22 protein-coding genes and 1 pseudogene are annotated in these 26,009 nt (G+C 64.6%); 10 read left to right on the top strand and 13 right to left on the bottom strand.

Annotated elements, in window-relative coordinates; translation table 11 throughout:
- Positions 1–37: 37 nt before the first annotated feature.
- Positions 38–304: pseudogene (locus tag A7Q26_RS16560) on the top strand (nucleotidyltransferase); the annotation flags it as partial.
- Here the strand turns inward: A7Q26_RS16560 and A7Q26_RS16555 are convergent.
- The gene (locus A7Q26_RS16555) at positions 301–696 is read right to left on the bottom strand and encodes a polyketide cyclase (RefSeq protein WP_066861727.1); all 396 of its coding nucleotides are present in this window, start codon (positions 694–696) and stop codon (positions 301–303) included. The pseudogene A7Q26_RS16560 and the gene A7Q26_RS16555 overlap by 4 nt on opposite strands.
- Positions 697–1,280: 584 nt before the next feature.
- On the opposite strand from A7Q26_RS16555, the gene A7Q26_RS16550 reads away from it, so the two are divergent.
- Genes A7Q26_RS16550 through A7Q26_RS26245 form a run of 3 tightly spaced genes read left to right on the top strand, consistent with a single transcriptional unit; the run spans position 1,281 to position 3,855 of the window.
- The gene (locus A7Q26_RS16550) at positions 1,281–1,628 is read left to right on the top strand and encodes a hypothetical protein (RefSeq protein WP_066861740.1); all 348 of its coding nucleotides are present in this window, start codon (positions 1,281–1,283) and stop codon (positions 1,626–1,628) included.
- A complete protein-coding gene (locus A7Q26_RS16545) occupies positions 1,625–3,580 on the top strand; it encodes a type IV secretion system DNA-binding domain-containing protein (RefSeq protein WP_066861724.1) in 1,956 nt (651 codons plus the stop codon). The genes A7Q26_RS16550 and A7Q26_RS16545 overlap by 4 nt, the downstream gene beginning before the upstream one ends.
- 29 nt (positions 3,581–3,609) lie before the next feature.
- Positions 3,610–3,855 carry a helix-turn-helix domain-containing protein gene (locus A7Q26_RS26245; RefSeq protein WP_084439169.1) on the top strand — a complete coding sequence of 82 codons (246 nt, stop codon included), beginning with the start codon at positions 3,610–3,612 and terminating at the stop codon, positions 3,853–3,855.
- Between the two features lie 414 nt (positions 3,856–4,269).
- On the opposite strand, the gene A7Q26_RS16540 is transcribed toward A7Q26_RS26245, so the two are convergent.
- On the bottom strand, positions 4,270–5,424 hold the full coding sequence (locus tag A7Q26_RS16540) for a patatin-like phospholipase family protein (RefSeq protein ID WP_066861721.1): 1,155 nt from the start codon (positions 5,422–5,424) through the stop codon (positions 4,270–4,272).
- Positions 5,425–5,713: 289 nt separating this feature from the next.
- On the opposite strand from A7Q26_RS16540, the gene A7Q26_RS16535 reads away from it, so the two are divergent.
- A complete protein-coding gene (locus A7Q26_RS16535; RefSeq protein ID WP_066861718.1) occupies positions 5,714–6,646 on the top strand; it encodes a toll/interleukin-1 receptor domain-containing protein in 933 nt (310 codons plus the stop codon).
- Positions 6,643–8,793: a hypothetical protein gene (locus A7Q26_RS16530; RefSeq protein WP_066861715.1), complete on the top strand. Its 2,151-nt coding sequence runs from the start codon at positions 6,643–6,645 to the stop codon at positions 8,791–8,793. Before A7Q26_RS16535 ends, A7Q26_RS16530 begins: the two co-directional genes overlap by 4 nt.
- Positions 8,794–9,833: 1,040 nt before the next feature.
- Here A7Q26_RS16530 and A7Q26_RS16525 read toward each other — a convergent pair.
- Both A7Q26_RS16525 and A7Q26_RS16520 read right to left on the bottom strand, forming a co-directional pair.
- On the bottom strand, positions 9,834–11,078 hold the full coding sequence (locus A7Q26_RS16525; protein ID WP_066861712.1) for an MgtC/SapB family protein: 1,245 nt from the start codon (positions 11,076–11,078) through the stop codon (positions 9,834–9,836).
- A gap of 71 nt (positions 11,079–11,149) precedes the next feature.
- Positions 11,150–12,022 carry an MBL fold metallo-hydrolase gene (locus A7Q26_RS16520; RefSeq protein WP_066861709.1) on the bottom strand — a complete coding sequence of 291 codons (873 nt, stop codon included), beginning with the start codon at positions 12,020–12,022 and terminating at the stop codon, positions 11,150–11,152.
- Positions 12,023–12,092: 70 nt separating this feature from the next.
- Here A7Q26_RS16520 and A7Q26_RS16515 point away from each other — a divergent pair, with 70 nt between their 5' ends.
- Genes A7Q26_RS16515 through A7Q26_RS16505 form a run of 3 tightly spaced genes read left to right on the top strand, consistent with a single transcriptional unit; the run spans position 12,093 to position 13,721 of the window.
- A complete protein-coding gene (locus tag A7Q26_RS16515) occupies positions 12,093–12,407 on the top strand; it encodes an ArsR/SmtB family transcription factor (protein ID WP_066861706.1) in 315 nt (104 codons plus the stop codon).
- 5 nt (positions 12,408–12,412) lie between these two features.
- Positions 12,413–12,934: a rhodanese-like domain-containing protein gene (locus A7Q26_RS16510; protein ID WP_066861703.1), complete on the top strand. Its 522-nt coding sequence runs from the start codon at positions 12,413–12,415 to the stop codon at positions 12,932–12,934.
- 7 nt (positions 12,935–12,941) lie between these two features.
- Positions 12,942–13,721, top strand: coding sequence for a sulfite exporter TauE/SafE family protein (locus A7Q26_RS16505; protein WP_066861700.1), 780 nt, complete (start codon positions 12,942–12,944; stop codon positions 13,719–13,721).
- A 9-nt stretch (positions 13,722–13,730) separates the two neighbouring features.
- Here the strand turns inward: A7Q26_RS16505 and A7Q26_RS16500 are convergent, their stop codons facing one another.
- The 3 genes from A7Q26_RS16500 to A7Q26_RS16490 are packed head-to-tail and all read right to left on the bottom strand — an operon-like array spanning position 13,731 to position 16,665.
- Entirely contained in the window at positions 13,731–14,423 is a 693-nt protein-coding gene (locus A7Q26_RS16500) for an ABC transporter ATP-binding protein (RefSeq protein ID WP_066861698.1), read from the bottom strand.
- Positions 14,420–15,670, bottom strand: coding sequence for an ABC transporter permease (locus A7Q26_RS16495; protein ID WP_066861696.1), 1,251 nt, complete (start codon positions 15,668–15,670; stop codon positions 14,420–14,422). The genes A7Q26_RS16500 and A7Q26_RS16495 overlap by 4 nt, the downstream gene beginning before the upstream one ends.
- Positions 15,667–16,665, bottom strand: a complete 999-nt coding sequence (locus A7Q26_RS16490) for an efflux RND transporter periplasmic adaptor subunit (RefSeq protein ID WP_066861692.1) — start codon at positions 16,663–16,665, stop codon at positions 15,667–15,669. The genes A7Q26_RS16495 and A7Q26_RS16490 overlap by 4 nt, the downstream gene beginning before the upstream one ends.
- Before the next feature lie 271 nt (positions 16,666–16,936).
- Between A7Q26_RS16490 and A7Q26_RS16485 the strand changes: the two genes are divergently transcribed.
- On the top strand, positions 16,937–17,926 hold the full coding sequence (locus tag A7Q26_RS16485) for a threonine ammonia-lyase (protein ID WP_066861689.1): 990 nt from the start codon (positions 16,937–16,939) through the stop codon (positions 17,924–17,926).
- Positions 17,927–17,966: 40 nt separating this feature from the next.
- Here A7Q26_RS16485 and A7Q26_RS16480 read toward each other — a convergent pair whose 3' ends face one another.
- The 6 genes from A7Q26_RS16480 to ureC form a co-directional block, all read right to left on the bottom strand.
- A complete protein-coding gene (locus tag A7Q26_RS16480; RefSeq protein WP_066861686.1) occupies positions 17,967–18,887 on the bottom strand; it encodes a DNA-binding response regulator in 921 nt (306 codons plus the stop codon).
- Positions 18,884–22,252 (bottom strand): hybrid sensor histidine kinase/response regulator, encoded by a 3,369-nt coding sequence (locus A7Q26_RS16475; RefSeq protein WP_066861683.1) that lies wholly within the window; start codon positions 22,250–22,252, stop codon positions 18,884–18,886. Before A7Q26_RS16475 ends, A7Q26_RS16480 begins: the two co-directional genes overlap by 4 nt.
- Positions 22,252–22,893: an urease accessory protein UreG gene (ureG, locus tag A7Q26_RS16470; RefSeq protein ID WP_066861680.1), complete on the bottom strand. Its 642-nt coding sequence runs from the start codon at positions 22,891–22,893 to the stop codon at positions 22,252–22,254. Before ureG ends, A7Q26_RS16475 begins: the two co-directional genes overlap by 1 nt.
- Positions 22,890–23,603, bottom strand: coding sequence for an urease accessory protein UreF (locus tag A7Q26_RS16465; protein WP_232313838.1), 714 nt, complete (start codon positions 23,601–23,603; stop codon positions 22,890–22,892). The genes ureG and A7Q26_RS16465 overlap by 4 nt, the downstream gene beginning before the upstream one ends.
- Positions 23,560–24,078 carry an urease accessory protein UreE gene (locus A7Q26_RS16460; protein ID WP_066861676.1) on the bottom strand — a complete coding sequence of 173 codons (519 nt, stop codon included), beginning with the start codon at positions 24,076–24,078 and terminating at the stop codon, positions 23,560–23,562. The genes A7Q26_RS16465 and A7Q26_RS16460 overlap by 44 nt, the downstream gene beginning before the upstream one ends.
- Before the next feature lie 217 nt (positions 24,079–24,295).
- Positions 24,296–26,008, bottom strand: a complete 1,713-nt coding sequence (gene ureC / locus A7Q26_RS16455) for an urease subunit alpha (RefSeq protein WP_066861672.1) — start codon at positions 26,006–26,008, stop codon at positions 24,296–24,298.
- Between the last annotated feature and the right edge of the window lies 1 nt (position 26,009).

Below are 26,009 nucleotides of genomic sequence, written 5' to 3'. Positions count from 1 at the left end.
AGATGTGTATAAGAGACAGGTCCGCAGCTCGGCATAAACCCCCCACAACCACAACATTGGATTTTTACGCACCCAAGCTGAAAGGCTGGATATCCGCCTGCGAGAGGTCTGGCCCATGGCGAACCGCAAGGAACGGGCCATGTTCGAGAAGCTCAAGGACGCCTATGTAAAGGCGCGCTACTCCAAACATTATCGCATCAGCGAGGAAGAGCTGAGCTGGCTTGGCGAACGCGTCGAGGAACTGGGCCGCGTCGTCCATATCGTGTGCAGCGAGAAGATCGCACAGCTCGAACAGGCCCTCTAGCGGATCGCAAATTCCTTCAGCGTGCGCAGGTCGCGGTTGATCCATTTGGCATCCCGCGCGAACATCTCGTCATCCATGCCCGGCTGACGGAAGAGCGTCAGCATGACCTCAGAGCCCTCGCCATTCTGGATGACTCGCAGCGGCACATGGACCTCCTTGCCCTCGCCGGTATCGACCCAATGATCCATCACCCCATAGTCATTATGGGGCGTGAAGCGGATCGTGATCGCCCCCTCCGGACCATCGGCAATCCACTTGCCATCCTCCTCCCGCAGATCGGATTCTGAAAGACCCGACGCCCATTTGGGGAAGACTTCCGGCCGCCAGATCGCTTCGTAAAGGTCGCGCCAGTTGCGGTCGATCGAGATGCTGTAGGTGCGCGACGGCAGCATGCGGATGGTCCAATCGATGGGGACGGGAAGCCAAACCGCTAGCGCCCCGTCTGACCCCTGTCACTCCCTTCCTTCAGCCACAACATGTCGATTCTGGCGGGTTCGGCATGCGACCGATTCTCTCCCGTTTAGGCCGCCCATGAGGGTTTGATGGCGGTCGCAGCGGGCAAGCCGCTGCGGCATGGCTGACGCATCGGCACAAGGCCGTATTGTAATGCACCGTACGCACAGGTGCTGCGCCGTAAAGTCTAGTGATAACAATGGATTATGCCGTATGACGCGTCATGCGCGGGACATGGTTCGCGTCCTACGCGCGTGACAGGGCCGGTTGGCATTTGGCGGCAAGTGATTGATCCGGCGCGGAAAGATGCGCGTATGACGGGTCATATCCTTGTCCCTTCTTGGGCTTGATGATCGGCCAATGAGCCGCTGTCCGATTGTCGCTGCCGATGGCGGTCATTCTGCGGCAATCGGCACGTCAGTGCCCTGAACCGGCACCTCATTGCCCTGGCCGATGCGCGGCCGTCCGCCTTGCGCTACAGCCATGCATGGCGGGCCAGTCCAGTGTGAAGGACAGCTCAAACATGCGAACATTGTCGATCAGGATCGATGACGCCCTGCACCGCAGGCTGCGCCTCCGGGCCTATGGCGCCAATCTCTCCGTCTCGGAGTTCCTGCGGCCCCTCATCGAGGACGCCGCCGTCCCCGGTGGCCGCTACGCCTATACCGGCCAGGACGAGCTGCTGGGCGTCGCGCTCCAGACCTACGCGCTGCTCGCGGAAATGGCGGCGCAGCAGTCGGGCGGCATCGTTGAACGGGCGCTTGCCGCCTCCCGCGCGATGTTGCGGGAGCGGGGCCTGCTCGAACCCGAAGAGGAGGCGGCGAGCGGAATGCGGCCCACCTCGCTGGGGAAGGAGGGGCGGGCGCGATGAGCATCTTCCGCAACGACACGCTGGGTTCCTGGACGAGGGGTGGTCAGGCGACCGTCCACAATGTGCGGATGACCACCCAGGTCTTCAAACAGTCCGCGCTCGCTGGGCTCGTCCTCTGGGTCCTGCTCACCCTCTGGCTGGTCTATGAAGTGCTGCATCAGACGACCCGGCTCCTGCTCGGCAAGATGGCGGAAGCCTGGTTCCAGCTCTATGTGGTCGGCAGTCCCTCCAGCCCCGTCTTGTTCACCGCGCCTGGGGGACGGCAATATTGGGTGCGGGCCGACGAACTGCTGCGGTCCGGCATCGCCAGGGACGCAGGCAGCGAACTCATCTATAGCCTCAAGCTGGTCGGCAGCTGCACCGCAATCTTCGTCCTCATCATGCTGTTCGCCGCCTGGTATTATTTCACTGTCTCGGGGCGTGGGCTCGGCTCCAACCAGTTCCTGCGCGGGGCGAGCTTTGCCACGGTCAGGCAGTTGCGGCGGCGCTTGAGGGGCATGGCAAAGGGATGCCTGAGCGTGGGCGGGATCGCGATCCCCGCCGCCTATGAGCCCGAGCATATCCTGCTGAGTGGCGCGCCGGGAACGGGGAAGACCAATATCCTCCACACCATGCTCGAGGGCATCCGCAAGGAGGGGAAGCGCGCCATCGTCTATGATACCGCCGGGACCTTCGTCGAGCGCTTCTACCGCCCCGGGCGGGACATCATCCTCAATCCCTTCGACACCCGTTCGGCGCGCTGGTCGCCCTGGTTCGATGTCCCCCTCGACTATCATTATGACCAGATCGCCGAGTCCGTCGTGCCCGATGGCGGCAAGGATCCCTTCTGGGCGAAGTCCGCCCGGGGCACGCTGGTCGCGGTCATGCGGACTCTCGTCCATCAGGACCGGATGCGGGTCTCCGCGCTCCTCGATATCATCACGCGATCAAGCCTCAAGATCCTGGCGCAGTTCGTCGAGAATACCGACGGCGCGGCGTTCGTCTCCGCCGAGGGCGAGCGCACTTCGGCCGGCATCCAGGCGGAGCTTGCCTCCGTCCTGCGTGGGTTCCGTTATCTTGATGACACCGATGAAGGTCTTTCGATCCGCGACTGGGTGACGATCGAGGAGGATGACAGCTGGCTCTTCATCACGGTGAAGGCCGACCAACTGCCGACCCTTCGCCCGCTCATTACCATGTGGCTCGACATCGCCATCAACGCGATCATGAGCATGGCTCCCGATCAGCAGCGCCGCCTCTTCTGCGTCATCGACGAACTCCCCTCGCTGCAACGCCTGCCATCGCTCTCCGACTTCCTGGCACGCGCGCGGAAATATGGCGGCTGCGGCATATTGGGGTTCCAGTCCTATCCGCAGCTCGAAGCCACCTATGGGCGGCAGGAGGCCGCGGCGCTCACCGGCTATTGCTCGACCTGGATTGCGCTGCGCGCCAACGATACGCCGACCGCCCGGCACATCTCCGACAATCTGGGCCAGGTCGAGCAGGTCGAGGCCAATGAAGGCATGTCCTATGGGGTCAACGACATGCGCGACGGGGTGAACCTGTCGCGCGTGCAGGTGACGCGGCCGCTGGTGATGCCGACCGAGATCGTCAACCTCCCCAACCTTACCGGCTATCTCCGGTTCGGGCGCGATCTTCCGGTGGTGCGGTTCACCGATCGCTACCGGCACGGACGCCTGTTCGAGCCGGCCTATATTGATCGCGCAGCGCCGGGGATCAGGCTTGACGCGCCGAGCGAAGAGACCGCTACGCCGGACAACACATCAGCCTCGACGCCGAAATCCTTTGTTCCGCCGATCAAGCCCGATGGTGAACCAACGCCCGGTGATCGGAACGCGGAGGAGACCATCCCTGCGCCCCATCCAGGGCTGATCGGACCCCGCAGTGAACGTAGTTCAATTCGCCAGCAGGGGCGGCCCAACGGGCCGTTCCGACCCTCCAACCCTGCATAGCCTCATCACCCATGAAAGGACGTCATCCCATGCACAGAATTACCCGCAACAGAGAAACTCGACCGGCAGCCGCGCCTTCGCCCGAGGAAAAGGATCATGTCATCGCCCCGCTCAGCGTCCGTATTGCGATGGCGGTGAAGATGACCGGCATTGGCCGATCCAAGCTCTATGAGCTGATCCAGGAGGGAGAGGTTGAGATCGTCAAGATCGGATCGGCAACGTTGATACCGATAGCCAGTCTTGAGCGGTTGTTGGAGCGCCATCGGAAATGCTGACCAGCCGGAATTGTTGGCCAGCATGGTGCCGGCTGTGGGGTCTGCATATGGCGAGGGATGGGGACGAAGCCGTCATTTGCGAACACCATCGTGGAGGTCGGGTTTCGGCTGAACCTGCCGTCGGGGCGTCGACCCAATCAGCTTTCGGTCGCGCGGTGGTAATAGCTGTCGTCCCTGCGACGCGGATGTCTTCCGAATGGCCTCGGTGCGAGCACGGTCGCCAAGACGCTGGTGGGTTCTTAGAGGTCGGCTGATGTCCCTGCTGGTTAGATAGCCTCCTTGGCTGATTCCGGCGGCGGCTTAAGAGGCGTCAATGGCCGCCAACGAGACCGACCGATCGGTGCGCAGATCGCCGTCGCCGGGTGAGAGCCTAATAACTTGCCAGCCAGCTGGCACACGAGACGCGAAATCAGCTCAGGGACGGAATGTGTCGAGCGCAAAATCGTCCTCGCGGAACTTGAGGCAACTAACCGCGCTTCCAATCCGTCGCAGCTCTGGAATCGCAGCAACAGAATCGAGTTGCTGGACAAGGCTGGGATTAATGCCCTCGCAACCGATGGCCTGAAGCCCGCCTTCGGTCAGGTCCGCGTTGTAGCGCACATACCGGAACAGCTTCTCGACTAGCGGGCCCGCGCTACCTTTCAACGTGCCAACTTCTCGGTCGAGATGATCGCCCGCCACACAGTCGCCGAAGACGCGGCAAAGTTCGTCTTGCTCAACAAGTGCGCTGAACATCAGAGCCGACGGGATCTTGCTGGCGTTGAACAGCAGGTTCATCTCGCGTGGCTCCAAGAGGTCGTTCGCTCCCGAGCTCGTTCCTGTCCCAACCGAGACGAGCAGCATCTTGTCGACGCCCGGCGCCCAGCCTCTCGCAAGATGCTTCGGGGCTCTCGGCCAGAAGCGATCCACTGTCAGCATGAGGAAGATGCGGAATGCGGGATTATTGTACATTGTCACGCCGCCATCCACGAAGAGGAAGGTCCGATCGCCAAGCACGGCACGCTCCGGGGGAAAATAGGTCGGCGCAGCGGTGCTCGCGCGGACGAGCTGCCACAAAGCCAAGTTTAGATTGCGGCCGGGATGATCGGGAGCGTTGTACAGTGCATAGGGATTGTTGCTCACGGCCCAAGGCGACTCAGTTGTGGCGTTGCGTAGCATGACCACGAGAAGCGTCTGGAGATCGGGCGACCCAAGCGTCCGTTCGCCAAACTCTTGCTTGAGGAGCGTGACAAGAGGCTTCGCCTCAAATTTATACCTCAACCGATCAAACCAGTGCGCACGCCGGAACATCGCTTCGCCGTGATTTTGATAGAAGTCGATAAGCTGTCCCACCTCGAAGCCGAGCGACAGGCCAGCCGCAATAATCGCCCCGGTGCTGGTTCCGCCTATGCAGTCAAAATACTCACTCAGGCGGTAGTTTGGATTGCCGGTGCGGCGCCGCAGCATGCCCTCTATTCCTGAAAGAATTTCCAACGCGAGAATTCCACGAATCCCTCCACCGTCTATGGAAAGGATCTTCTTTGGTGACGGATCCGCGATCCGCTGCAGTAGCGTCCTTGACTGGCTCACCTTGCCCCCTTCAAACCGATGCGCGACCTGGACCGAGCGCTCACGCTCTTTGCCAGTGCCGAGCTTAGCATGCTTTCGTCGACGACAGATCCGCCAAATTCGTGCTCATGGTGACAACATTTACAGCTAGTCATCAAGGTGAGGAGATGTCAGACTGCCATAAATGGTCGTCTGCGACTTCAAGGCGGCTCGATCAACTTTCGTCTCAAAGTCAACGCGGTGATTAATTGCGGGCCGTTCGCAGATTATGTAAATTGATGGTGGAGCATTTCGTTAACGGAGGGGCATCGTGTTTGTGTTCTTATCACACCGAAGCACCGATAAGCCCAGGATCTTGGGCTTCGTAAAGCGCCTCGAGGCCGCGCGACTTGCGTTCTGGATCGATAGCCCAAGCGCTTTCGGTTCGGACGCCCCCATGGCGCCCGGGATCGAAGCAGGGCGCGACTGGCCGGAACAAATCGATCAGGCGCTGATGAAAGCCCGCGCCATCGTGGTTTTCTGGTCGATCTCTTGGGAGAACGGGGGCGCTTACCTTAGCATGGAGCATGCAGTCGCGCTGAGCCGCCATCGCGCCGGAACTGCAACGTATATCCCGGTTTTGCTCGACGGTCAGCGCGCCCTTGCTTCGCAGGTTCAGGCGCTGCGGGCCGATCGCCATGATCTCGTTCAGGCAATCAACATAGCGCGTGACGGCGAACGCGGCTGGGATCAGCTTTTCGAACTGCTACGGCAGACACTGCCCAAGCCTCTGGAGCATCCCGACGGCAAGGCAACGGCTCGCGCTTTAGACCCAAGCATGAAATGGGCCGAGATCCTGCGCGCGCCCCCAGACGATGAGAAGGAGCGAGCGCGATTGTTGCTCACTTTGCCGAAAGGTCCACCTATCGACACGTTTGCAGTCTCTCTACGGATTGTTCAGCGCATTGCCAATGCAACCACGGCGCTCACCGCCGCAGGTGCGGTTGGTGAGGCCAATGCGCTGATGATGGACTCGATGGCGATTCGGCACGATGATCGCTTCGCCTTCATCATCATGCGAGGCGCCGTGCCCGACCCAAATCGGATTGCGCTCCAAGACTACTGGATGTCGGTAATCGAACAGGCCTGTTTTCTCGGCCCCAGGATGCTTGCCGCGTTGCTCATAGCGCTACCGGCTAGCGCAAGGTTTGGGTCTGAAGATGCTCTCGGTAAAGTTCTCGACAGGGTGGGAATCACGACATGACGCGCGTGTGTTTGAACGTCCGCTCTTTCGTCAGCGCTTGGCTCCTGCTCTTCGCATTCACTGTGACGACCCCAAACGCCGCGCAGCCCGCCGCGCTTTCAGGCGAGGATCAGCGCGCCCTACAAGTCTTGGCGTCTGCCGTTGCTGGGCAGCCAGACCGAACCGATCAAATACTTTTAGACATGGGATTCCCGCGAGAGGAGGCACGCGCCCGTTGGACCGGCTTCGATCAGTGGCCATCGCTTCGCAAGATTGAAACCGGATACTTCTCCGCGATCGAAGCCAGTGGCGCGCAGGGTGGCGCCGACTATCTGCGCACGATGAGCCGGATCGCTGCGGCGGACCACTCCCGCGCGATCCGATTTGAAAAGGCGCTCGCAAGTTACTTTCCTGAAGCACCGTCGGCGAGCATCACCATCGCAGATCGGCAAGCGACGCGCTTTAGACTTCCCTCGTCGTTGCCCACCGCTGCTCCGCCGCCCGAAATCAGGGCTGTGGTCGCTGTACTCGAGAAGCACGTTGGCCGTATGCCCGGTGGCCTTCAGGGCCTTGTCTCCCGCTGTTGTAATCATTCACCCGACGCGGTCTACGACATCATTCGCAACTCCGCCTCCGCGGGCGACGCGCTCAGTAGAGCGCTTCAGAGCGGTCGTATCCCGCCCGAGCTGCTCGCGCGTCTGAAGCGGTTAGCGATCCTCTCGGTCGAAGGCAGTCACGCTCTCGCATCGGAGCCTGCGCTTGCCAGCCTCATCGAGCCGCCGTTGGTGCGGGCGGCTCCGCCAAATTCAACAGCCGTTGAGGGGAAGCAGCACTCGGCTGCGTCGGAGCTGGCCCGGCAAGCAATGGTTGCTTCAGACATCAACCAAGCGACGGTGGATTGGGCGCTTGGGAGCAATGGAATTGACGATCCCCCTGCCCCAGCGGGCTCTGGGCCCGCGCTCGGCGGCGCTCCTGACGGAACTCCCGGCGGAGCAGCTGGCGACAATGCGAAACGCTACTCGAACATTGGCAAGACGGTCGCCAGCGGCGGCTCCCGTCCAAACTTTCGCGACGCCCGTATCGCCGCTCGCGGCTTTGGCGGGGTGCTATTTGGCAATCAACTCGACATAAGCCAAATGCCGCGTCCGCGTTTGCTCAGCTGGGTAGCTGATCCTCAGATTGAGGTCGACGGCACCGCATGGGGTCGGTTCGAAGTCGTGCTCGAAAATGGTGATGTGGCGCCCACGCGCCGGTTTCGGCAGGAGGATGTTGCGGTCGCAAATGCAGTTGTTGCCGATATCAATGTCGCGGCAAGCGAGGCTGTCGGACTAAGCGGCCTTCATACCGTTAGAGGACAAACAGCGTTATTCGTCGTTCACCCAAAACTATTTGGGACGAGCCTCGCTGATGCATCAATCGTCGCTGATGCTCGCAAATTTATGACCGACCAAGCGCTGTTTGAGCGGAGACTAAGGAAGGCGCAAATTCCTGAGGAGCAGATCGCTCTGGCGATGGACTGGAGAAAAGTCGTCGCGGGCTATTACAAGATCACCGATGCACCACTCAGTGTGATTCTAATCGATGGAAGAGTCACTGTTGAACGAACCCGAAACTCCCAGGCGGTGAGCGATCAACTACGCCGAAATGCTCTTTTGGCGTTTCAGGCTTGCGACGACGATCCCTCAAAAAAACCCGAAGATAGATCATGCGATCTTCCTGAGGACCGGACGACTTTCTATCCTGCCCTCCCTGCTCTGATGGCGGCATTTCCGGAGTTTGATCGGTTGAACCGGTTTTCAGAGGCCTTTGCGCTCATGCGCTGGGCGAAGCTTACACAGGCCACGGTAGAAGTGCCCGCGCCGACGCCCGCTCAATCGCAACGCCTTTTAGTCTACAGGAGCGACGATGGCGACATCGAGCTGGTGGACGCCCAAGCAGACATCGCCAATCAATTTCACGACTGCGTTCGGGAGCCTGATTTGGCGGCCATACAGCACGGGTATACGCCGCGCGAAGGTGCTGATACGACAGCGCTGTGTAACCTGATCGTCGCAAGAGAGATGGTCGAGATGACTGATCTCGACTTCGATGAGAAAAAGCGAACTCAGTCTGAGTTGGAGCAACAATTAAGTCGCTATATTGCACCTTCGGAACCGTTCGAAGATTGAGTCGAGGCGGCTCGGTACGAATACTCGGGTCGAGAATGAAATTTTTATCGTATTCCAGAAGTGCAGACGCTTAAAGCGGGTTCGGCACGTATCAGAGTTAGGGGAATCGCAAGAAAGAGGGAACGTCGCTAGCTTTTACTTACCTTCTGGCCGATATTTAGTCGAGTCCTGCTTGATGGACGGGAAATGACCGTATTAGGTATGACCCTCGAGAGGAGAGAAAGCCGCTGCCGAGGCGCGCTCTCCTGCCATTACTACATGCTCGTCACAGTGCGGAAGGTAAGATCGTCGAGGTCAGAGAGTATGCCGACACCTTCATGTTTCCGACCATCTTCAGATCAACGCTACGCACGATGAAGAGGCTCGCTCGCCCTGTTGTCGCATGGATTCATCCGCGCCCAGGGAGCATCACGCCCGCAATAACTGGCGCACGTCGGTCAGTTGCGCGTGTTTAACGGACGTGAGCTTTTGGGCTCGGCAGATCCGGCGTTGAACGACCGTGATTGGGCGGGAGATGCCGTAGGTTCCCAACGGAACGAACGTCGGTTTTAGGGCAGCACCGCGGCGATGTTGAACGATCGACTTTTTGGCGCATTGCTTACCGTCCGCTTTTTGACAACCATACGGCAAGTTCTGTCAGGAGCAGACGCTCATGGTAGGTGTGTTGAACGACCGGGCTTGGTCGCGAGATGCCGGAAACCGGGTGGTTGGCACCTCGGTATCGATAACCTGTCGCTAAGCGTCCGGGATGGATCGAGGTCGGCGATAAAATGCCAAGAAAAGCAACTCGAACTGTGCGCAAGAATCAGGGGTGAAGCGACCGCAGGACTCGAATTCGTGGCGAAATGGCTCGTAATTTTTTTGGGGGCTTGTGCGGGGGCCTTCATCACCCGCTTCGACAGTTTATCCAGCTTATTGAGGATGATAGGGTCGCCTTATGAGTCCCGTAAGCGCACCATTCCCAAGCTCCAAGAGACGCGCCGCGCCAGTCGATGATCCGGCGAGGCGTCTCCTTGTCCGGACGGCGACGTCCCGGTCGTCTATATCGTCGCCCAGGCGGCGAGGCTGACGGCTGCCGCCGCCAGGGCGGCGAGCAGCGGCAGGGCCGCCCGGATGCCGCCATGCCCCCAGCCGATGACCATCGTCATCACCGCCTTGGCACCGGTATTGGCGAGCACGGCCGCGCCCAGGATGAGGCCGGCGACATGATCGTCGAGCAGATCGGATGGCAGTCCGGCCATGGTCATGACCGCTGCATCCACGTCCGTTATGCCGGTCAGGGTCAGGACCACTGCCATGCCCTCCTGACCGAAATGCTCCAGCGCCCAGCGCGCGGCGAGCGACAGGCCCGCCACCAGCGCCGCCAGCAGGAGCGCAGGCCCGAAGCCGAGAGGATTGGAAATCGACACGCCATCGCCACCGGCGCCGTGCCGACGCCAGGCGATCAGGGCGAAGGCGACGGCCACCAGCGTCGCGGGGGCCATCGTCAGCGCCAGGGTCGGAACCGCGCGCGGGATCAGGGCGAACGCCACGAGTTGGACTCGCACGAACATGACGATGGACGCGACCGCAATGCCCGCCGACAATATCCCGCGCGCCTCCGGCTCGTCGCGCAGGCGTCGCGCATAATCGGCGGTCACTGCGGTGGAGGAGACGATGGCGCCGGTCAGCGCCACCAGCAATATGCCTCGGTCACGCCCGAAACGGCGCGCGATGGCATAGCCCGCAAAGGACAGGCCCATCACGAACACCACCAACATCCAGATCTTGCGGGGATTCCAGGCGTCATAGGGGCCATAGGCGGCATCGGGCAGCAGCGGCAGGATGATGAGCGCGACCAGCAGGAAGCGAGATACGCCCTCGATCTCGCTTTCGTCCATGCCCCGCAGCAGGGCGTGCATTGATTGTCGCGCGCTCAGGATCGCGAAGGTCGCCGCGCCCGTCGCGAGGCCGAGCGCGGGGGAAAGCCGCGTCGCGCAGAAGCTGGCGCCGAAGGTTACGAGAGCAGCGAGCGTCGTGGTCGCTGACAGATGGTCGGGGTCGGCGCTCCGGGCATAGCCGATGGCGAGGATGGCCGCGACGCCGATGCCGATCGCGGCGGCCATGCCGTCGGGGGCCAGCCCGCCGATGCCGCCCAGCAGACCGATCAGGCCGAAGGTCCGGAAGCCCGCCACCCGACGGCCCTTGCCCAGGTCGCGCTGCGCCCAGCCGCGTTCCAGCCCTACGAGCAATCCGACCGCGATCGCGGCGATCATCGACAGATAGGGCTGGGCGATGTCGGACATGGAGCCTTCTTGCACGAAAGCGGCGAAATCTGGAAACGCTGGCGGGATGCGGCCATGGACATGTGCCGCGATCAGCCCTGTTTCATCGTCACCGGAATCTTCAGATAGCGCACGCCATTGTCCTCCGCCTCCGGGAAGCGGCCGGCATGGATATTGACCTGGATCGCGGGCAGCAGCAGCCTGGGCACCGCCAGCGTGGCGTCGCGCGCCTCGCGCATCGCGACGAAGCTGTCCTCATCCACCCCGTCATGCACATGGACGCTGGCTTGCCGTTCTTCGGCGACCGTCGTTTCCCAGCGATATTCACTGCGGCCCGGCGCCTTATAGTCATGGCAAAGGAACAGGCGCGTGTCGCCGGGCAGGCTGAGCAGCCTGCGGATCGAGCGATAGAGGGTGCGGGCGTCGCCGCCGGGAAAATCGGCGCGGGCCGTGCCATAGTCCGGCATGAACAGCGTATCGCCGACAAAGGCGGCGTCGCCGACCAGATAGGCGATGTCGGCCGGCGTATGGCCGGGAACATGCAGCACCGTGAAGCGCAGCGCTCCGACCGAAAACTGCTCTCCATCGCGGAATAGCCGGTCGAAATCCGCGCCGTCGCCCTGCGCGCCCTCCTGTCCGAAGATCGGGCGGAAGATCTTCTGCACGTCGCGGATATGCTCGCCGATGCCGATTGGCGCGCCGGTCCTGGCCTTGATGAAGGGCGCGGCCGACAGATGATCGGCATGGGCGTGGGTTTCCAGCACCATGGCGATCCGCCAGCCCCGGTCCTGAGCAAAGGCCAGCATCCGTTCGGCCGATCGGCTATCCGCCTCTCCGCTGGCGATGTCGAAGTCCATCACCGGGTCGATCACGGCGGCCTCGCGCGTCTGGGGATCGGCGACCAGATAGCTGACCGTGAAGGTCGCTTCGTCGAAAAAGGCTTCGATCAGGGGTTGCGGTTCCATGCTCTTCTCCTGTGATGCTTGACAACATATTATTATTTACTAAATTAGCAATACCTAATGGAGTAGCGCAATGATCCGGCCGCCGATGGACCTTTCCACTTTCGAGAAGAAGGCGGGGGAGGTGTCGACCCTGTTGAAAGCGATGGGCAATGTCCGGCGCCTGATGGTGCTGTGCAAGCTGGTTGAACATGGCGAGATGACCGTGACCGACCTCGCGCGCGACGTGGGCTTGTCGCAATCCGCCCTGTCGCAGCATCTCGCCCGGATGCGCGAGGAGGGGCTGGTCGCCTTTCGGCGGGAAAGCCAGACGCTCTGGTACCGCATTGCCGATCCCCGGACGGAGGAATTGCTCGCCAGTCTTTATACCATCTTCTGCAAGGAATGACCCCAATGTCGATCAGGACCATCACGCCGCAGGATGCGGCCCAGGCGGTGGCGGCGGGCGCGACGCTCGTCGACATCCGCGACGCCGACGAACATGCGCGCGAAAGCATCGCGCGCGCGGTCCATGTGCCGCTGGCGCGCCTTGGCGATCTGCCCCGTGTCGCCGGGCCGATCATCTTCCATTGCAAGTCGGGGATGCGGACGCAGGCCAACGCTGCGGCGCTTGCGGCGGCGGCGGGCGTCACGCCCTGCCGGATATTGGAGGGCGGGCTCGACGGCTGGCGCGCGGCGGGCCTGCCGACCAGAGTCGATCGCCGCCAGCCGATCGAGGTGATGCGGCAGGTGCAACTGGTGGCCGGCGGGCTGGTGCTGCTTGGCGTGGTGCTGGGCTTTCTGGTCGCTCCGGCCTTTTTCGGCCTGTCCGCCTTTGTCGGCGCGGGGCTGATGATGGCAGGTGCGACGGGCTGGTGCGGCATGGCCAGGCTGCTGCGGCTGATGCCCTGGAACCGCCGCGCGCTCGGCGCCTGACGCGATGATGCCCCCGGCCATGATCGCCGCCGCGCTGGCGTCGGGCGGGGTGGTCGGCCTCGTCCTGGGCCTGGTCGGCGGGGGCGGGTCGATCCTCGCCGTGCCGCTGCTGGTCTATGTGGTCGGTGTCGGCTCGGCCCATGCCGCCATCGGAACGGCGGCGGTCGCGGTGGCCGCCAATGCCGCCGCCAGCCTGATCGGCCATGCCCGCGCGGGCACGGTGAAATGGCCCTGCGCCTCGGTTTTCGCGGCGGCGGGCGTCATCGGGGCCGCGATCGGCGCGGAAATCGGCAAGGCGGTGGACGGCCGGAAGCTGCTGATGCTGTTCGGCCTGCTGATGATCGGCGTGGGGCTTTCCATGATGGGGAAGAGGCGCGGCATGGAGGCGCCCGATGTTCGCCTGTCGCGCGCGACGGCCGCCACCCTGTTGCCCCGGCTTGTGCCCATTGGCCTCGGCGTCGGGCTTGCGGCGGGATTTTTCGGGATTGGCGGAGGCTTCCTGATCGTGCCCGGACTGATGTTGGCTACCGCCATGCCGCTCAGGAATGCGGTTGGAACATCGCTGGTGGTCGTCACCGCGCTCGGGCTGACCACGGCGGCCTCCTATGCGCTGTCGGGCTATGTCGACTGGCGGCTGGTGGGCGTGATGGTCGCGGGCGGGGTGGTCGGCTCGGCAATCGGCATGGCTATGGGTCGACGGCTCGCCGCGCGCAAGGGGCTGCTGGAGCGGCTTTTCGCGCTCATCGTGATGGTCGTCGGCGTCTATGTCGCGATGCGCGCTGGGTGAGGCCCGCTGTCAGCGCGTTCTGACGCTGGTTTCGCTGATCCGCCCGTCCAGCATGGAAATTTGCACGTCGGCGGCGGCCGCGACGTCGGCATCATGGGTCACGCACACCAGCGCGCGCCCCTGATCATGGGCGAGGCTCCGGAACAGGTCCACCACGCGGGCGCTGTTCTGGCTGTCGAGATTGCCGGTGGGTTCGTCGCACAGCACCAGCACCGGATCGTTGGCGATGGCGCGGGCGATGGCGACGCGCTGCCGCTCGCCGCCGGACAGCCGGTCGGGCGTCTTGCCGGACTTGGCGCCCAGGCCCATCTCGTCCAGCAGGCCCAGCGCCTTGTCGCGCGCCTGCGCCTGCGGCAACCGTCCCAGCCGGCGCATCGGCAGCATCACATTTTCCAGTGCGGTGAATTCAGGCAGCAGGAAATGGAACTGGAACACGAAGCCGAAGCTGGCCAGCCGTATCTGCGCGCGGGCATCCCCGTCGAGCGGGTTCATGTCGCGCCCCTGGAACAGCAAGGTTCCGCTCGTCGGTCGGTCCAGCAGGCCCAGCAGGTAGAGCAGCGAGGACTTGCCGCAGCCCGAAGGCCCGACGATGGCGGTGAAGCTGGCCGGCTCGATGGCGATCGCCACGTCGCTCACCAGCGTCACCGGCGGTGTCCCCGCCAGGCTGCGCGACAGTCCCTCCGCCTGCATGACCGCGCTCATACCGCGCCTCGCAGGATGTCGACGGGGTCGACTCGCGCCGCCTTGCGCGCCGGGAGCCAGGCGGCGATCACGCCGGCGAACAGTGAGGCAGCGGCGGCGATCGCATATTGGCGGGGCGACCGGTCGAGCGGCAGATATTGGTCGTCGCCCGCGATCGGAAATTTCAGCGACCCCAATATCGCCATCAGCCCATAGCCCAGCAGCCATCCCGCCATGATGCCGATTACCGCCAGCGCCAGTCCTTCGAACACGAAGATCAGTTGCAGGTCGCGCTCGGAAAACCCCATGGAGCGCATGATCGCGATGTCGCGGCGCTTGTCGGTAACGCTGTTCGACACGACGGAATAGATGCCGAAGCTGGCGACCAGCAGGATCGCCGACACGACGCTGTACATGATGACGTTGCGGGTCACGAGCAAGGAGAGGAAATCGGCCGACCGTTCCTGCCAGCTTTCCGCCTTGTAGGAAAAACGCTGTTCCAGCCGCCGGCCGACCGGCTGCGCGCCATAGGGATCGGCGAGGCGCACGCCGATGCGGTTGATGATGAAGGGGCGGCCGAGCAGCGACTGGGCCTCTCGCAACAGCACATAGCCGGCCGATGGGCCAAGCTGGCTCTGGCCGCGCTTGAACAGGCCGACGATGCGCAGCGACCGGCTCTTGCCCGATGCCGATGTCGCGCCGACCATGTCCCCCATGCCGATGCCCAGGCGCTCGGCCATTTCCTCCCCGATGATGATGCCGCCCTGCGTGCTCTCCAGATCGCGCAGACGGCCCGTGCGCAGCTGATCGCTGATCGTGCTCACTTTCTCCTCGATGGCGGGATCGACGCCGATGACGGTCAGCGCTTCCTCCCGCCCGCCGCTGCGCAGGGTGATGGCGCCGGTCAGGCTGGGCGATCCGATGGCGCCCGGCTCGGCGTTGACGGCGCGCAATATTTCGGGCCAGCCCTTGAGCCCGCGCACTTCGCTGCGGACCCTGTAGTGGCGCAGGTCGATCGCGGCGCCCGGATAGGCCCGCACACCCGGCTGCGGCGGCGGGCTGCGCCGTTCGTCGGAAATGATGATGTGCGGGGCCGCGTCGATCAGCGTCTCGACAAAATCATTCTGGCTGCCGATCATCATCGCCGACACCGCCAGGAAAAAGCCGACGCCCACGGCAACGCCGCTCACCGCTACCAGCGTCTGGCGCCGGCGCCCCGCCAGGTGCCGGGCGGCGATCCCCGCCAGCAGCCGCAACTGCCCGCTCATCGCGTCGCCCGCACGCGCATATTCTCGGTTATCTTGCCGTCCGGCCGGGCGACGACCTTCTCCCCTTGCGACAGGCCGGACAGGATCTGGACCCCGCTCGATCCGGCGATGCCGGGACGCACCACCCTGGCATGGGCGCGGCCGTCGCGCACGATCCAGACATGGTCGTTCTCGACGGCATCAGCCGGGACGAGCAGTGTCCGGGCCGCATGGCGGGTCACGATATTGACTTCCAGCGTCAGGCCGAGCGGCAGGGGCATGGCGCCGTCGGTCACGATCCGGGCGCGGAATGCCCGCTGCTCGGGATCGCCGCCTGGCGTGACGTCCCGCACATGGCCGCGCAGCACACGCCCCGGCCAGGCGTCGCTCGACATCAGCGCGGACTGGCCGGGATGGAGGCGTGGGACGTCGCGCTCGTCCACCGTGGCGGTGATGCGGATGCGCGCAGGATCGCCCAGGGTCATCAGCGTCCGGCTGGGCACGGCCAGATCGCCCGGCTCCACATCCCGGCGCAGGACGATGCCGTCGATGCCCGAGCGCACCACCATCTGGTCCAGCCGCGCGGCGGCGCTCTGCTCGGCCGCCCTTGCGCCGTCGGCCGCGGCCACAGCCGAATCGCGGGCTGCCCGCGTGACCCAGCCCCTGGCGAAGAGGGTCAGCGTCCTGCTTTCGTCCTGAAGGGCGACGCGCCGCTGAGCCTTGGCCTGTTGCAGCACATGGCGCTGTTCCTCGTCATCCAGAAGGATCAGGGGCTGGCCGCGCCGGACGCGGTCGCCTTCATCGACCAGCACCTGCCGCACGGGGGCGGTCAGGCGCGCGGCGACGGTAGCCGGATGCTCGGCCTCGACAAAACCGGTGGCGTAGACCAGTTCGACCGCGTCACCGATACGCGCCGGGGCGAGCGTCACGTCCTGGGCCTGTCCTGCAAACAGCCATCCGGCCGCTGCCGCCGCCAGCAGCGCCACCGCCAACAGCCAGGGCGCGATGCGTTTCATAACTCCGTCATAGCATCATGTGACGATCATTGCCTGCCCGTATCGAATTTCCGCCTGCGGCCTTTGGCGATGCTATCGCAGCGTCACGTCCGAACTGCCGCGCGCGACGATGGTCCCCGCCCCCCGCGTCGTCTGCAAACGGTGATCTACGTCTCGAGGAGCGGGCCGAACAGGGAATGTGGCCAGTCGTGCGGGCCATTCTTTGGCTGTCACATCGCTGTTGGCGCGGGGCGGGTTCCCAATCCGGCGATTCATATTCTAAGGATGGGGCATGATCCGGGATTTTGCCATCAGCCTCGAAGATGTCGTCGACGCCGCGCGCGTGATCGCGACGGCGGCGATAGGGACGCCGCTGCTCGAAAATGCACAATTGAACGAACGCTGCGGCCGGCGCGTGCTGCTGAAGTTCGAGGGCGCGCAGCATACCGGCTCGTTCAAGTTTCGTGGCGCCTATAACCGGCTGGCGCGGCTGACGGTGGCCGAGCGGGCGGCGGGTGTCGTCGCCTGGTCGTCGGGCAATCATGCGCAGGGCGTGGCGGCGGCGGCGCGGATGCTGGACATGCCCGCGACCATCGTGATGCCCGCCGATGCGCCCGCCATCAAGATCGCCAATACGCGCGCGCTCGGGGCGCAGGTCGTGCCCTATGACCGGCTTCGCGAGAGCCGCGAGGAGATTGCGACGGAGCTGGCCCGGACGCGCGGGGCGACGCTGGTGCCGTCCTTCGACGATCCGTTCATCATCGCGGGCCAGGGCACGGCCGGGCTGGAAATCCTCGATCAGGCCGCGGACGCGGGCGCCGAGCTTTCGCAACTGCTGGTCTGTTGCGGCGGGGGCGGGCTGACCGCCGGGATCGCGACGGCGGTCAAGTCGCTTGCCGCCCATGTCGATATTCACACGGTCGAGCCTGTCGGGTTCGACGATACGGCCCGGTCGTTGCGCAGCGGGCAGCGCGAGACGGTCGCGCCTGAAGCGCGGTCCATCTGCGACGCGCTGTTGTCGCCCAGCCCTGGCGCGCTGACCTTTCCGATCAACCGGGCGCTGGTGACGAGCGGCCTCGCCGTGACCGACGATCAGGTGCGCGACGCGATGCGCTTCGCCTTTTCGACGCTCAAGCTGGTGGTCGAGCCGGGCGGGGCGGTGGCGCTGGCCGCGCTGCTCGCAAGACTGGTTCCGGCGCGCGAGGGGGCGATCGCGGTCGTCCTGTCGGGGAGCAATGTCGATCCCGCCGATTATGCGGCCATTCTGAACGGCCTGGCCTGACGGCGCCGCGCTCGCGATTTCCGGGGAGCGCGGACTGGCTTTATTGCGCGATCACGCGCACGGCGAAGGCGGCTGCGGCGGCGCGCGTCTCGACTCCCAGCTTCTCGAAAATCTGCTCCAGATGCTTGTTCACGGTGCGCGGGCTGATCGCCAATATCTCGCTGATGACGCGGTTGGGCTTGCCATAGCTGATCCACAGCAGCACCTCCGCTTCGCGCTGGGTCAGGCCGAAATGGCTTTGCAGCCGACCGATATCGGCCAGCGGGTCGAGATGATTGAGGCGGATCAATATCTCTTCGCGGCGCGGGCGGCCTACGATGATCAGTTCCACCGTGTCGCCGCCGCCGCTGTCCGCCTTCGCGGTCGCGCCGGCGGGAAGGTCGTCGCCCAGCAGCCGCGAGATCGTCGCGCGGAGCAGGGCGGGCGGCGCGGCGTCGCCGCGTGACCAGCCCGGCTCCAGCGCCTCCATCAGCTTTTCCGCGCCGGGCGTGCTCCAACTCAGTTGTCCCCCGGTCGTTACCGCGATCAGGTTGCGGCCGGTGGCGTCCAGCGCGAACTGGCCGCCCTGGGTCTGGCGCGCGTTGGCCATGTGGACGCGCACGCGGGCCAGCAATTCCTCGACCACGATGGGCTTGCGCACATAATCCACGCCGCCGGCCTCCAGCGCATGGACGACATGCTCGCTTTCCGTCAGGCCGGTCATGAAGATGATCGGGATCGGCGCCCCCGCCGGCATCTGCTTGATCGCGCGCGTCGTTTCGAAGCCGTCCAGCCCCGGCATCACCGCGTCCATCAGGATCAGGTCGGGGGCGACATGCTCCAGCAATTCCAGCGCCGCGTCGCCGCTGGTGGCGATCAGGACGGAAATATGCGCGGCTTCCAGCGTGTCGGTCAGGAAGCGGAGCGACTCGGGGGTGTCGTCGACGACCAGTACGGTGTCGCCGGGGGAAGTCTTGGTCATTGAGCGGCCCTTATGGTTCTGATCAGCGCCTTGAGGTCGAAGCGGTCGAGATGGAGGAGGAGAGTGCGGGTCAGTGGCTGGGCGTCGGGCACGGTTTCCTCCAGGGCGCGGATGCTGGCCTCGATCCCGCGAACATGGCCGATGATCGCCTTCTGTTCGATATCGGCGAGGATGGGGGCGGCTTCTTCGGGCAGGGGCGGCATTGCGGCGTCGGCTTCGGTCGGGAGGGGCGGGGCGTCGCCGGTCCAGCGGATATGGAGCTGGTCGGCGATCGCGTCCAGCAGGGCGTCCAGATCGACGGGCTTCATCAGGAACATGTCGTGCGCCGCCTGGCCGTCGCCGCCGCGATGAAATTCATGCGCGTTGGCCGAAACCATGACAATGCGGACCCGGCCGCCCAGTCGTTCGCGCAGGATGCGGCAAATGTCCCAGCCGGATTCTCCGGGCATCGAGATATCGAGGAGAATGATGTCGGGCTGTTCCCGCGCCGCGATCTCCAGTCCGGCCCGGCCGCTGAGCGCTTCGAACACGGTGAAGTCGAGCGGTTCGAGCAGGCCGCGCAAGACCGCGACCTGCGCGGCGTCGTCGTCGATCAGCAGCACCTTGCGCCGTTCGCCTTCATAGCCCCTGATCCGGTCGACCGGCTGGCTGTCCGCCGCCTGTCCGGCGACATGGCCCAGCATCAGGCGCACCGTGAACTGGGTTCCCCTGCGGGTCGAATCGCTGCCCGCATCACTGATGACGGACAGGTCGCCGCCCAATATCTGCACCAGCGCCTGGGTGATGGCGAGGCCGAGGCCGATGCCCTTCTGTTTCTGTGCGTCCGGATTGGAGCCGCGCTCGAACGGATCGAAGATGCGCTTCAGGTCGTCGGCCGCAATGCCCAGCCCTGTGTCGATGATGTCGAACGTCGCCATCTGGCTGCGATACTGGACGCGGAAGGTGACGGACCCGGACCGGGTGAACTTGATCGCGTTGGACAGCAGGTTGATCAGGATCTGGCGCAGTCTTTTCTGGTCGGTGCGCACGAAGTCGGGCAGATTTTCGGGCCGTTCGTAGAGAAATTCGATGCCCTTGGCCTGCGCCTGGGGTCGGAACATGTTGGCGATCTGGTCGACGAAGGGAGACAGGCGGACGGTTTCGCTGCTGATGCGCAGTACGCCGCTTTCGACCTGGCTGATGTCCATCAGCCCCTCGACCAGATTGGTCAGATGTTCCGCGCTGCGGCGGATGATCTTGGCGGCTTCGACCGGCGCGATCTCATGGCCGCGTTCCATCAGCTGGGCATAGCCGTAGATGCTGTTGAGCGGCGAGCGGATTTCATGGCTGACACTGACGAGATAGCGGCTCTTGGCCGCATTGGCGGCCTCCGCCGCCTCCTTGGCGCGTTGCAGTTCCGCGCCGGTCACGTCATGCGCGATCACCTCTTCCATCAGCTTCTGCACATGATGCTCGCTTTCCTGCATCGCGCTGCGGCGGCTCTGATGCGCCAGCACGATCATCCAGGCGATGACCCCGCCGAACAGCGAGAAAAGGAGGAAAAGACCCAGCATCAGGCTGCTGGTCTGGGCGGCGATGGAGGGCGCGCGCCGCGCGACCTGCCAGCCGATCCCGCCCAGCACCGCGCCATTGGCGAGTGTGATGATCGTCATCACCGCGATGAAATGGCCCACCGGGGTATGGACATGCGTCGCCACGGCGCGAGGCAGCAGGCGCTCCAGCCACCGCGCGGCCTGCTGCGTCGCCCGGCTGTCGGTCTTGCACCGGTCGTGGCAGCGCGCCTCCAGCGTGCAGCAGAGCGAGCAGATGGGGGCGGCATACATGGGGCAATGCGCCATATCGACATGCTGGAACGCATTTTCGCAGATGATGCACGTCTTTGTCTCGCCGCCCTCCGGCCAGTGCGACCGGCGGGCGATATAATAGCGGCCATGGGTCAGCAGCGCGATGACCGGGGCGCTGGTGAAGGCGACCGCCATGCCGATGACCGGGGCGAAGGCGCGGGCGATCTCTCCCAGCAGGCCGACATGGGCGATGCCCGACACCGAAATGGACAGCAGCATCGCGCCGATGCCGACCGGGTTGATGTCGAACAGATGCGCCCGCTTGAACTCGATCCCCGCCGGCGACAGCCGCAGCGGCTTGGAGATCATGAGGTCCGCCGCCAGCGCCCCGATCCAGCCCGCCGCGACCGTGGCGTACAGGATCAGGATCGCCTCGATCGCGTCGAAGATGCCGACTTCCATCAGCAGCAGCGCCAGCAGCACGTTGAAGATCAGCCACACGACGCGGCCGGGATGGCTGTGGGTCAGTCGGGCGAAGAAATTGGACCAGGCGATCGAGCCGGCATAGGCGTTGGTGACATTGATCTTGAGCTGGCAGATGATGACGAACAGGCCCGTCAGCACCAGCGACAGGCCGGCATGGCCAGACATGGCGGTGTAGATCGCCTGAAACATCGCGGTCGGGCTGGACGCTTCGCTCTGCAAGGCGGCGCTCTGGACCAGGAAATGCGCCAGCCAGGAGCCGAGTAGCAGCTTCATGCCGCCGATCAGGGTCCAGCCGGGGCCGCCCGCCAGCATCGCGGTCCACCATTTGCCCCGGCCGATCTTCGCCTTGGCGGGCAGGAAGCGCAGATAGTCCGCCTGCTCCCCGATCTGGGGCAGCAGCGACAGGAGGGTGGAGAGGGCAAAGCCGAAATAGAGCAGGCTGACGCTGCCGTCGGGCGCGCCCAGTTGTCCGGTGAAACGGCTCCATTGCGCCAGCGCGTCCGGGCCGGACCAGAGGATATAGGCGATCGGCGCGACCTGGAGGACGATCCAGAAGGCCTGGGTCGCATTCTGGAACCGGGTGATGGCGCTCATGCCGTAGAGGGCGATCGGGATGACCATCAGTGCGCTCACCAGATAGGCGACGCTCATCGGCATCCCGGTCATCGCCGTCAGCGCGACCGCCATGATCGTCGCTTCGACCGAGAAGAGCAGGAAGGTGAAGCTGGCGTAGATCAGCGAGGTGAGGGTGGACCCCAGATAGCCGAAGCCGGCGCCGCGCGTCAGAAGGTCGATGTCCAGGCCATGCTTGGCGGCATGATAGGCGATTGGCAGGCCGATGACGAACATCAGCGCCACGGCCGCCGCGATGGCGGCGACGCTGTTGGCGAAACCATAGGTCAGGGTGATGGACGCCCCGATCGCCTCGCAGGCGAGGAAGGCGGTCGCCCCGATCGCGGTGTTGGCGACCTGTCCCGCCGTCCAGCGCCGGGCGCTGTCGGCGGTGTAGCGCAGGGCATAATCCTCCAATGTCTGGCTGGCGACCCACTTGTTGTAGAGCCGCTTTTCGCGCAGGACATAGGCGGCGCGGTCCATCAGCCGGCGGTTTCGAGCGCGGGCCGGGGCCGTAGCCCGCCGGTCGCGATGATGAAGTCGATGATCGCGTCCAGTCCGATCATGTCCTTCAGGTTGGTGAAGAGGAAGGGGCGCGTCCCGCGCATCTTCTTCGCGTCCCGGTCCATGACATTGAGGTCGGCCCCGACCAGCGGGGCGAGGTCGATCTTGTTGATGACCAGCAGGTCGGACCGGGTGATGCCGGGGCCGCCCTTGCGCGGGATCTTGTCGCCCGCCGACACGTCGATGACATAGATGGTGATGTCGGCCAGTTCGGGGCTGAAGGTGGCGGCGAGATTGTCGCCGCCGCTTTCGATGAAGATGAGTTCGAGGCCGGGGAATTTCCGGCTCATTTCGTCCACGGCGGCGAGGTTGATGCTGGCGTCCTCGCGGATCGCCGTATGGGGGCAACCGCCCGTTTCCACGCCCATGATCCGTTCAGGAACGAGCGCGCCCGAACGGGTCAGGAACTCGGCATCCTCGCGAGTGTAGATGTCGTTGGTGATGGCGGCGATGTTGTAATGGTCGCGCATCGCCTTGCACAGCCGGTCGGTCAGCGCGGTCTTGCCGGAACCGACCGGGCCGCCGATGCCGACACGCAGGGGACCGTTACGAGAGGTCATGATCTGAAAAGCCTTGTGTAGAGGGTTTCATGGGCGAGCGACGCCAGTTCCAGTTCGGGCGCCGCGGTACCGAGGTCGTCGAGCGATGTCATCAGGGCACGCTCGGCAATCGGGGGAATCGCGTGCGACAGGGCGGCAAGGGCAAGCTGGCCATCGGTCTGGCCGAGCGGGACGAGGCGCACGCCGGCCGACACCAGATTGGCCGCGGTGGCGTGCAGCCAGCCATGGAGCGCGGCTTCGCGCGGTATGTCGTGCGCCGCGCAGGCCAGCGCCATGACCGCGGCATGGGCGATGGGATGCTCGCCCCAGCGCTCTGCGAAGGCATCGAGCGCGCGATGCGGCCAGGCCTTGCGCGTCACCGACAGGAAGGAGCCGCCCTGCTGGCGGCTTTCAAGAGCGGTTTCGCTGCTGCCGCGAAAGGCGGCGGCCAGTTCGGCTATGGCATCGAACGCATCGGCGTCCCCCGCCGCGTCATAGGCATGGACGAACAGCACCGCGTCGATCCAGCCGCCGCCGCGCGCGAGCACCGCCTCGACATAGTCGGCGACATTGGCGGCGGTGCGGACGCGGCCATCCTCCACCGCTGTTTCCAGCCCATGGCTGTAGGTGAAGCTGCCCACCGGATAGGAGGGCGAAGTCCAGGCCAGCAGGCGATGGAGCGCGGCGTCAGCCAGCATGGTCGTGATGATGATGGTCGGGGCTATGGCCATGATCGGGATCGTGCGCGTGGCCATGATCATGGTGATGATGCCCGCCCCCCGAATAGGCGCCGCCCTCCGGCGTGAAGGGCGCCTCGATCTTCGTCACCGTCGCGCCCAGCCCCTCCAGCATCGCGTTGATGACATGATCGTCGCGCAGGCGGATGGCATGGGGGTGGAGTTCGGCAGGCAGGTGGCGATTGCCGATATGCCAGGCCAGCCGGATCATCGTCGCCGGGCTGTCGGCGGTGACTTCGACCAGCGCTTCGGGCGCGGCCAGTATCTCGACCAGCCGCCCGTCCGACAGTATCAGCGCGTCGCCATGGCCCAGCACCGTCGCGCGGGCGAGGTCGAGCAGAAACATCGTGCCATGGTCGGCGGTATAGACCCAGCGGCGGCGATGACGCGCGTCATGCTCCAGCATGATATGGTCGGCGGCGGGGCCGGACCAGTGGCCGGCGGGGAGGACGTCATGGGCGGTCAACATGGGGAAGTTCCTGTCATTCCTCTCCTGGAAAGGGAGGGGGACCGGCGAAGCCGGTGGTGGGGTTCGATCAGGTTCAACTGCCCCCGGCAGTTGAAGGTCATGCCGGGGGCATGACCGACCTGATCGACGCTATCGAGATCGGGACACCCCTCCATCACCGCCTTCGGCGGCGGTCCCCCCGCCCCTATGGGGGAGGAATTGGGCCTGACCTCAACCATCAGAACAGGAAATAGCGCTGCGCGAAGGGCAGCACGCTGGCCGGTTCGCAGGTAAGCAGTTCGCCGTCGGCCCGCACCTCATAGGTCTCGGGATCGACCTCGATATGCGGCATCGCGTCATTGAGGATCATCGACGCCTTGCCGATCCCGCCGCGCGTGTTGCGCACCGCCTCCAGCGGGCGCGCCAGTTGCAGCCGCTCGCCGATGCCCTCCGCGATACCCGCTGCCGACACGAAATGCACCGCAGACAAGGCGCCGGCCCGGCCCAGCGCGCCGAACATCGGGCGGTAATGGAGCGGCTGGGGCGTCGGGATGCTGGCATTGGGATCGCCCATCGGCGCGGTGGCGATGCTGCCGCCCTTGATGACCATGTCGGGCTTCACCGCGAAGAAAGCGGGCGACCAGAGCACCAGATCGGCCAGCTTCCCGACCGCGATCGACCCGACAATGTGCGAAATGCCATGGGCGATCGCCGGGTTGATCGTATATTTGGCGATGTAGCGCTTCGCGCGGAAATTGTCGCTGTCGGCGTCGTCCGACTCCAGGCTCCCACGCTGCTGCTTCATCTTGTCCGCCGTCTGCCAGCAGCGGATGATCGTTTCGCCCACCCGGCCCATCGCCTGGCTGTCCGACGACATCATGGAGAAGGCGCCCAGGTCGTGGAGAATATCCTCCGCCGCGATCGTCTCCTTGCGGATGCGGCTGTCGGCGAAGGCGACATCCTCGGCGATGCGCGGGTCGAGATGATGGCACACCATCAGCATGTCGAGATGTTCCTCGATCGTGTTGACGGTGTAGGGCCGCGTGGGATTGGTGGAGGAGGGCAGGACATTGGGCAGCCCCGCCAGCTTGATGATGTCGGGCGCATGGCCGCCGCCCGCCCCTTCGGTATGGAAGGCGTGGATGGTGCGGCCCTTGAACGCGCCGATCGTGCTTTCGACGAAGCCTGCTTCATTCAGCGTGTCGGTATGGATCGCGACCTGGATATCATACTCGTCGGCGACCGACAGGCAGCAGTCGATCGCGGCGGGCGTCGTCCCCCAATCCTCGTGCAGTTTGAGGCCGCATACGCCCGCGCGGGCCATCTCCTCCAGCGCGTGCGGCTGGCTGGCATTGCCTTTGCCCATCAGGCCGAAATTCATCGGCATGGTTTCGAGTGCCTGGAACATCCGCCCGATATGCCAAGCCCCCGGCGTGCAGGTCGTGGCCAGCGTGCCATGCGCCGGGCCGGTGCCGCCGCCCAGCATGGTGGTGATGCCGGCGTTGAGCGCCTCCTCCACCTGCTGCGGGCAGATGAAGTGGATATGCGCGTCGATGCCGCCGGCGGTCAGGATGCGCCCTTCGCCCGCGATGATCTCCGTGCCTGGGCCGATCGGGATGGTGACGCCGGGCTGGACATCGGGATTGCCCGCCTTGCCGATCGCGGCGATCAGGCCGTCGCGGATCGCCACGTCCGCTTTGATGATCCCCCAATGGTCCAGGATCAGCGCGTTGGTGATGACCGTGTCGGGCGCGCCATCCACACGGCTCATCTGGCTCTGGCCCATGCCGTCGCGGATCACCTTGCCGCCGCCGAACTTCACCTCCTCGCCATAGATGGTGCGGTCTTCCTCGACCCGGATGAGCAGCGAAGAGTCGCCCAGCCGCACCCGGTCCCCCACGGTCGGCCCGAACATGCCGGCATAGGCGCGGCGGCTCATGGTTACGGGCATG

The organism is Sphingobium sp. TCM1, assembly GCF_001650725.1.
Taxonomy (GTDB): Bacteria; Pseudomonadota; Alphaproteobacteria; order Sphingomonadales; family Sphingomonadaceae; genus Sphingobium.
Note: the sequence above shows the minus strand (reverse complement) of the source record. Positions and strands in the feature narration are given on the sequence as shown.

Excerpts from the sequence above, each read along its gene's own strand:
- A7Q26_RS16555 (WP_066861727.1), bottom strand. The coding sequence starts at position 696 with ATGCTGCCGTCGCGCACCTACAGCATCTCGATCGACCGCAACTGGCGC.
- A7Q26_RS16550 (WP_066861740.1), top strand. The coding sequence starts at position 1,281 with ATGCGAACATTGTCGATCAGGATCGATGACGCCCTGCACCGCAGGCTG.
- A7Q26_RS16545 (WP_066861724.1), top strand. The coding sequence starts at position 1,625 with ATGAGCATCTTCCGCAACGACACGCTGGGTTCCTGGACGAGGGGTGGT.
- A7Q26_RS26245 (WP_084439169.1), top strand. The coding sequence starts at position 3,610 with ATGCACAGAATTACCCGCAACAGAGAAACTCGACCGGCAGCCGCGCCT.
- A7Q26_RS16530 (WP_066861715.1), top strand. The coding sequence starts at position 6,643 with ATGACGCGCGTGTGTTTGAACGTCCGCTCTTTCGTCAGCGCTTGGCTC.
- A7Q26_RS16525 (WP_066861712.1), bottom strand. The coding sequence starts at position 11,078 with ATGTCCGACATCGCCCAGCCCTATCTGTCGATGATCGCCGCGATCGCG.
- A7Q26_RS16520 (WP_066861709.1), bottom strand. The coding sequence starts at position 12,022 with ATGGAACCGCAACCCCTGATCGAAGCCTTTTTCGACGAAGCGACCTTC.
- A7Q26_RS16515 (WP_066861706.1), top strand. The coding sequence starts at position 12,093 with ATGATCCGGCCGCCGATGGACCTTTCCACTTTCGAGAAGAAGGCGGGG.
- A7Q26_RS16510 (WP_066861703.1), top strand. The coding sequence starts at position 12,413 with ATGTCGATCAGGACCATCACGCCGCAGGATGCGGCCCAGGCGGTGGCG.
- A7Q26_RS16505 (WP_066861700.1), top strand. The coding sequence starts at position 12,942 with ATGCCCCCGGCCATGATCGCCGCCGCGCTGGCGTCGGGCGGGGTGGTC.
- A7Q26_RS16500 (WP_066861698.1), bottom strand. The coding sequence starts at position 14,423 with ATGAGCGCGGTCATGCAGGCGGAGGGACTGTCGCGCAGCCTGGCGGGG.
- A7Q26_RS16495 (WP_066861696.1), bottom strand. The coding sequence starts at position 15,670 with ATGAGCGGGCAGTTGCGGCTGCTGGCGGGGATCGCCGCCCGGCACCTG.
- A7Q26_RS16490 (WP_066861692.1), bottom strand. The coding sequence starts at position 16,665 with ATGAAACGCATCGCGCCCTGGCTGTTGGCGGTGGCGCTGCTGGCGGCG.
- A7Q26_RS16485 (WP_066861689.1), top strand. The coding sequence starts at position 16,937 with ATGATCCGGGATTTTGCCATCAGCCTCGAAGATGTCGTCGACGCCGCG.
- A7Q26_RS16480 (WP_066861686.1), bottom strand. The coding sequence starts at position 18,887 with ATGACCAAGACTTCCCCCGGCGACACCGTACTGGTCGTCGACGACACC.
- A7Q26_RS16475 (WP_066861683.1), bottom strand. The coding sequence starts at position 22,252 with ATGGACCGCGCCGCCTATGTCCTGCGCGAAAAGCGGCTCTACAACAAG.
- ureG (WP_066861680.1), bottom strand. The coding sequence starts at position 22,893 with ATGACCTCTCGTAACGGTCCCCTGCGTGTCGGCATCGGCGGCCCGGTC.
- A7Q26_RS16465 (WP_232313838.1), bottom strand. The coding sequence starts at position 23,603 with ATGGCCATAGCCCCGACCATCATCATCACGACCATGCTGGCTGACGCC.
- A7Q26_RS16460 (WP_066861676.1), bottom strand. The coding sequence starts at position 24,078 with ATGTTGACCGCCCATGACGTCCTCCCCGCCGGCCACTGGTCCGGCCCC.
- ureC (WP_066861672.1), bottom strand. The coding sequence starts at position 26,008 with ATGCCCGTAACCATGAGCCGCCGCGCCTATGCCGGCATGTTCGGGCCG.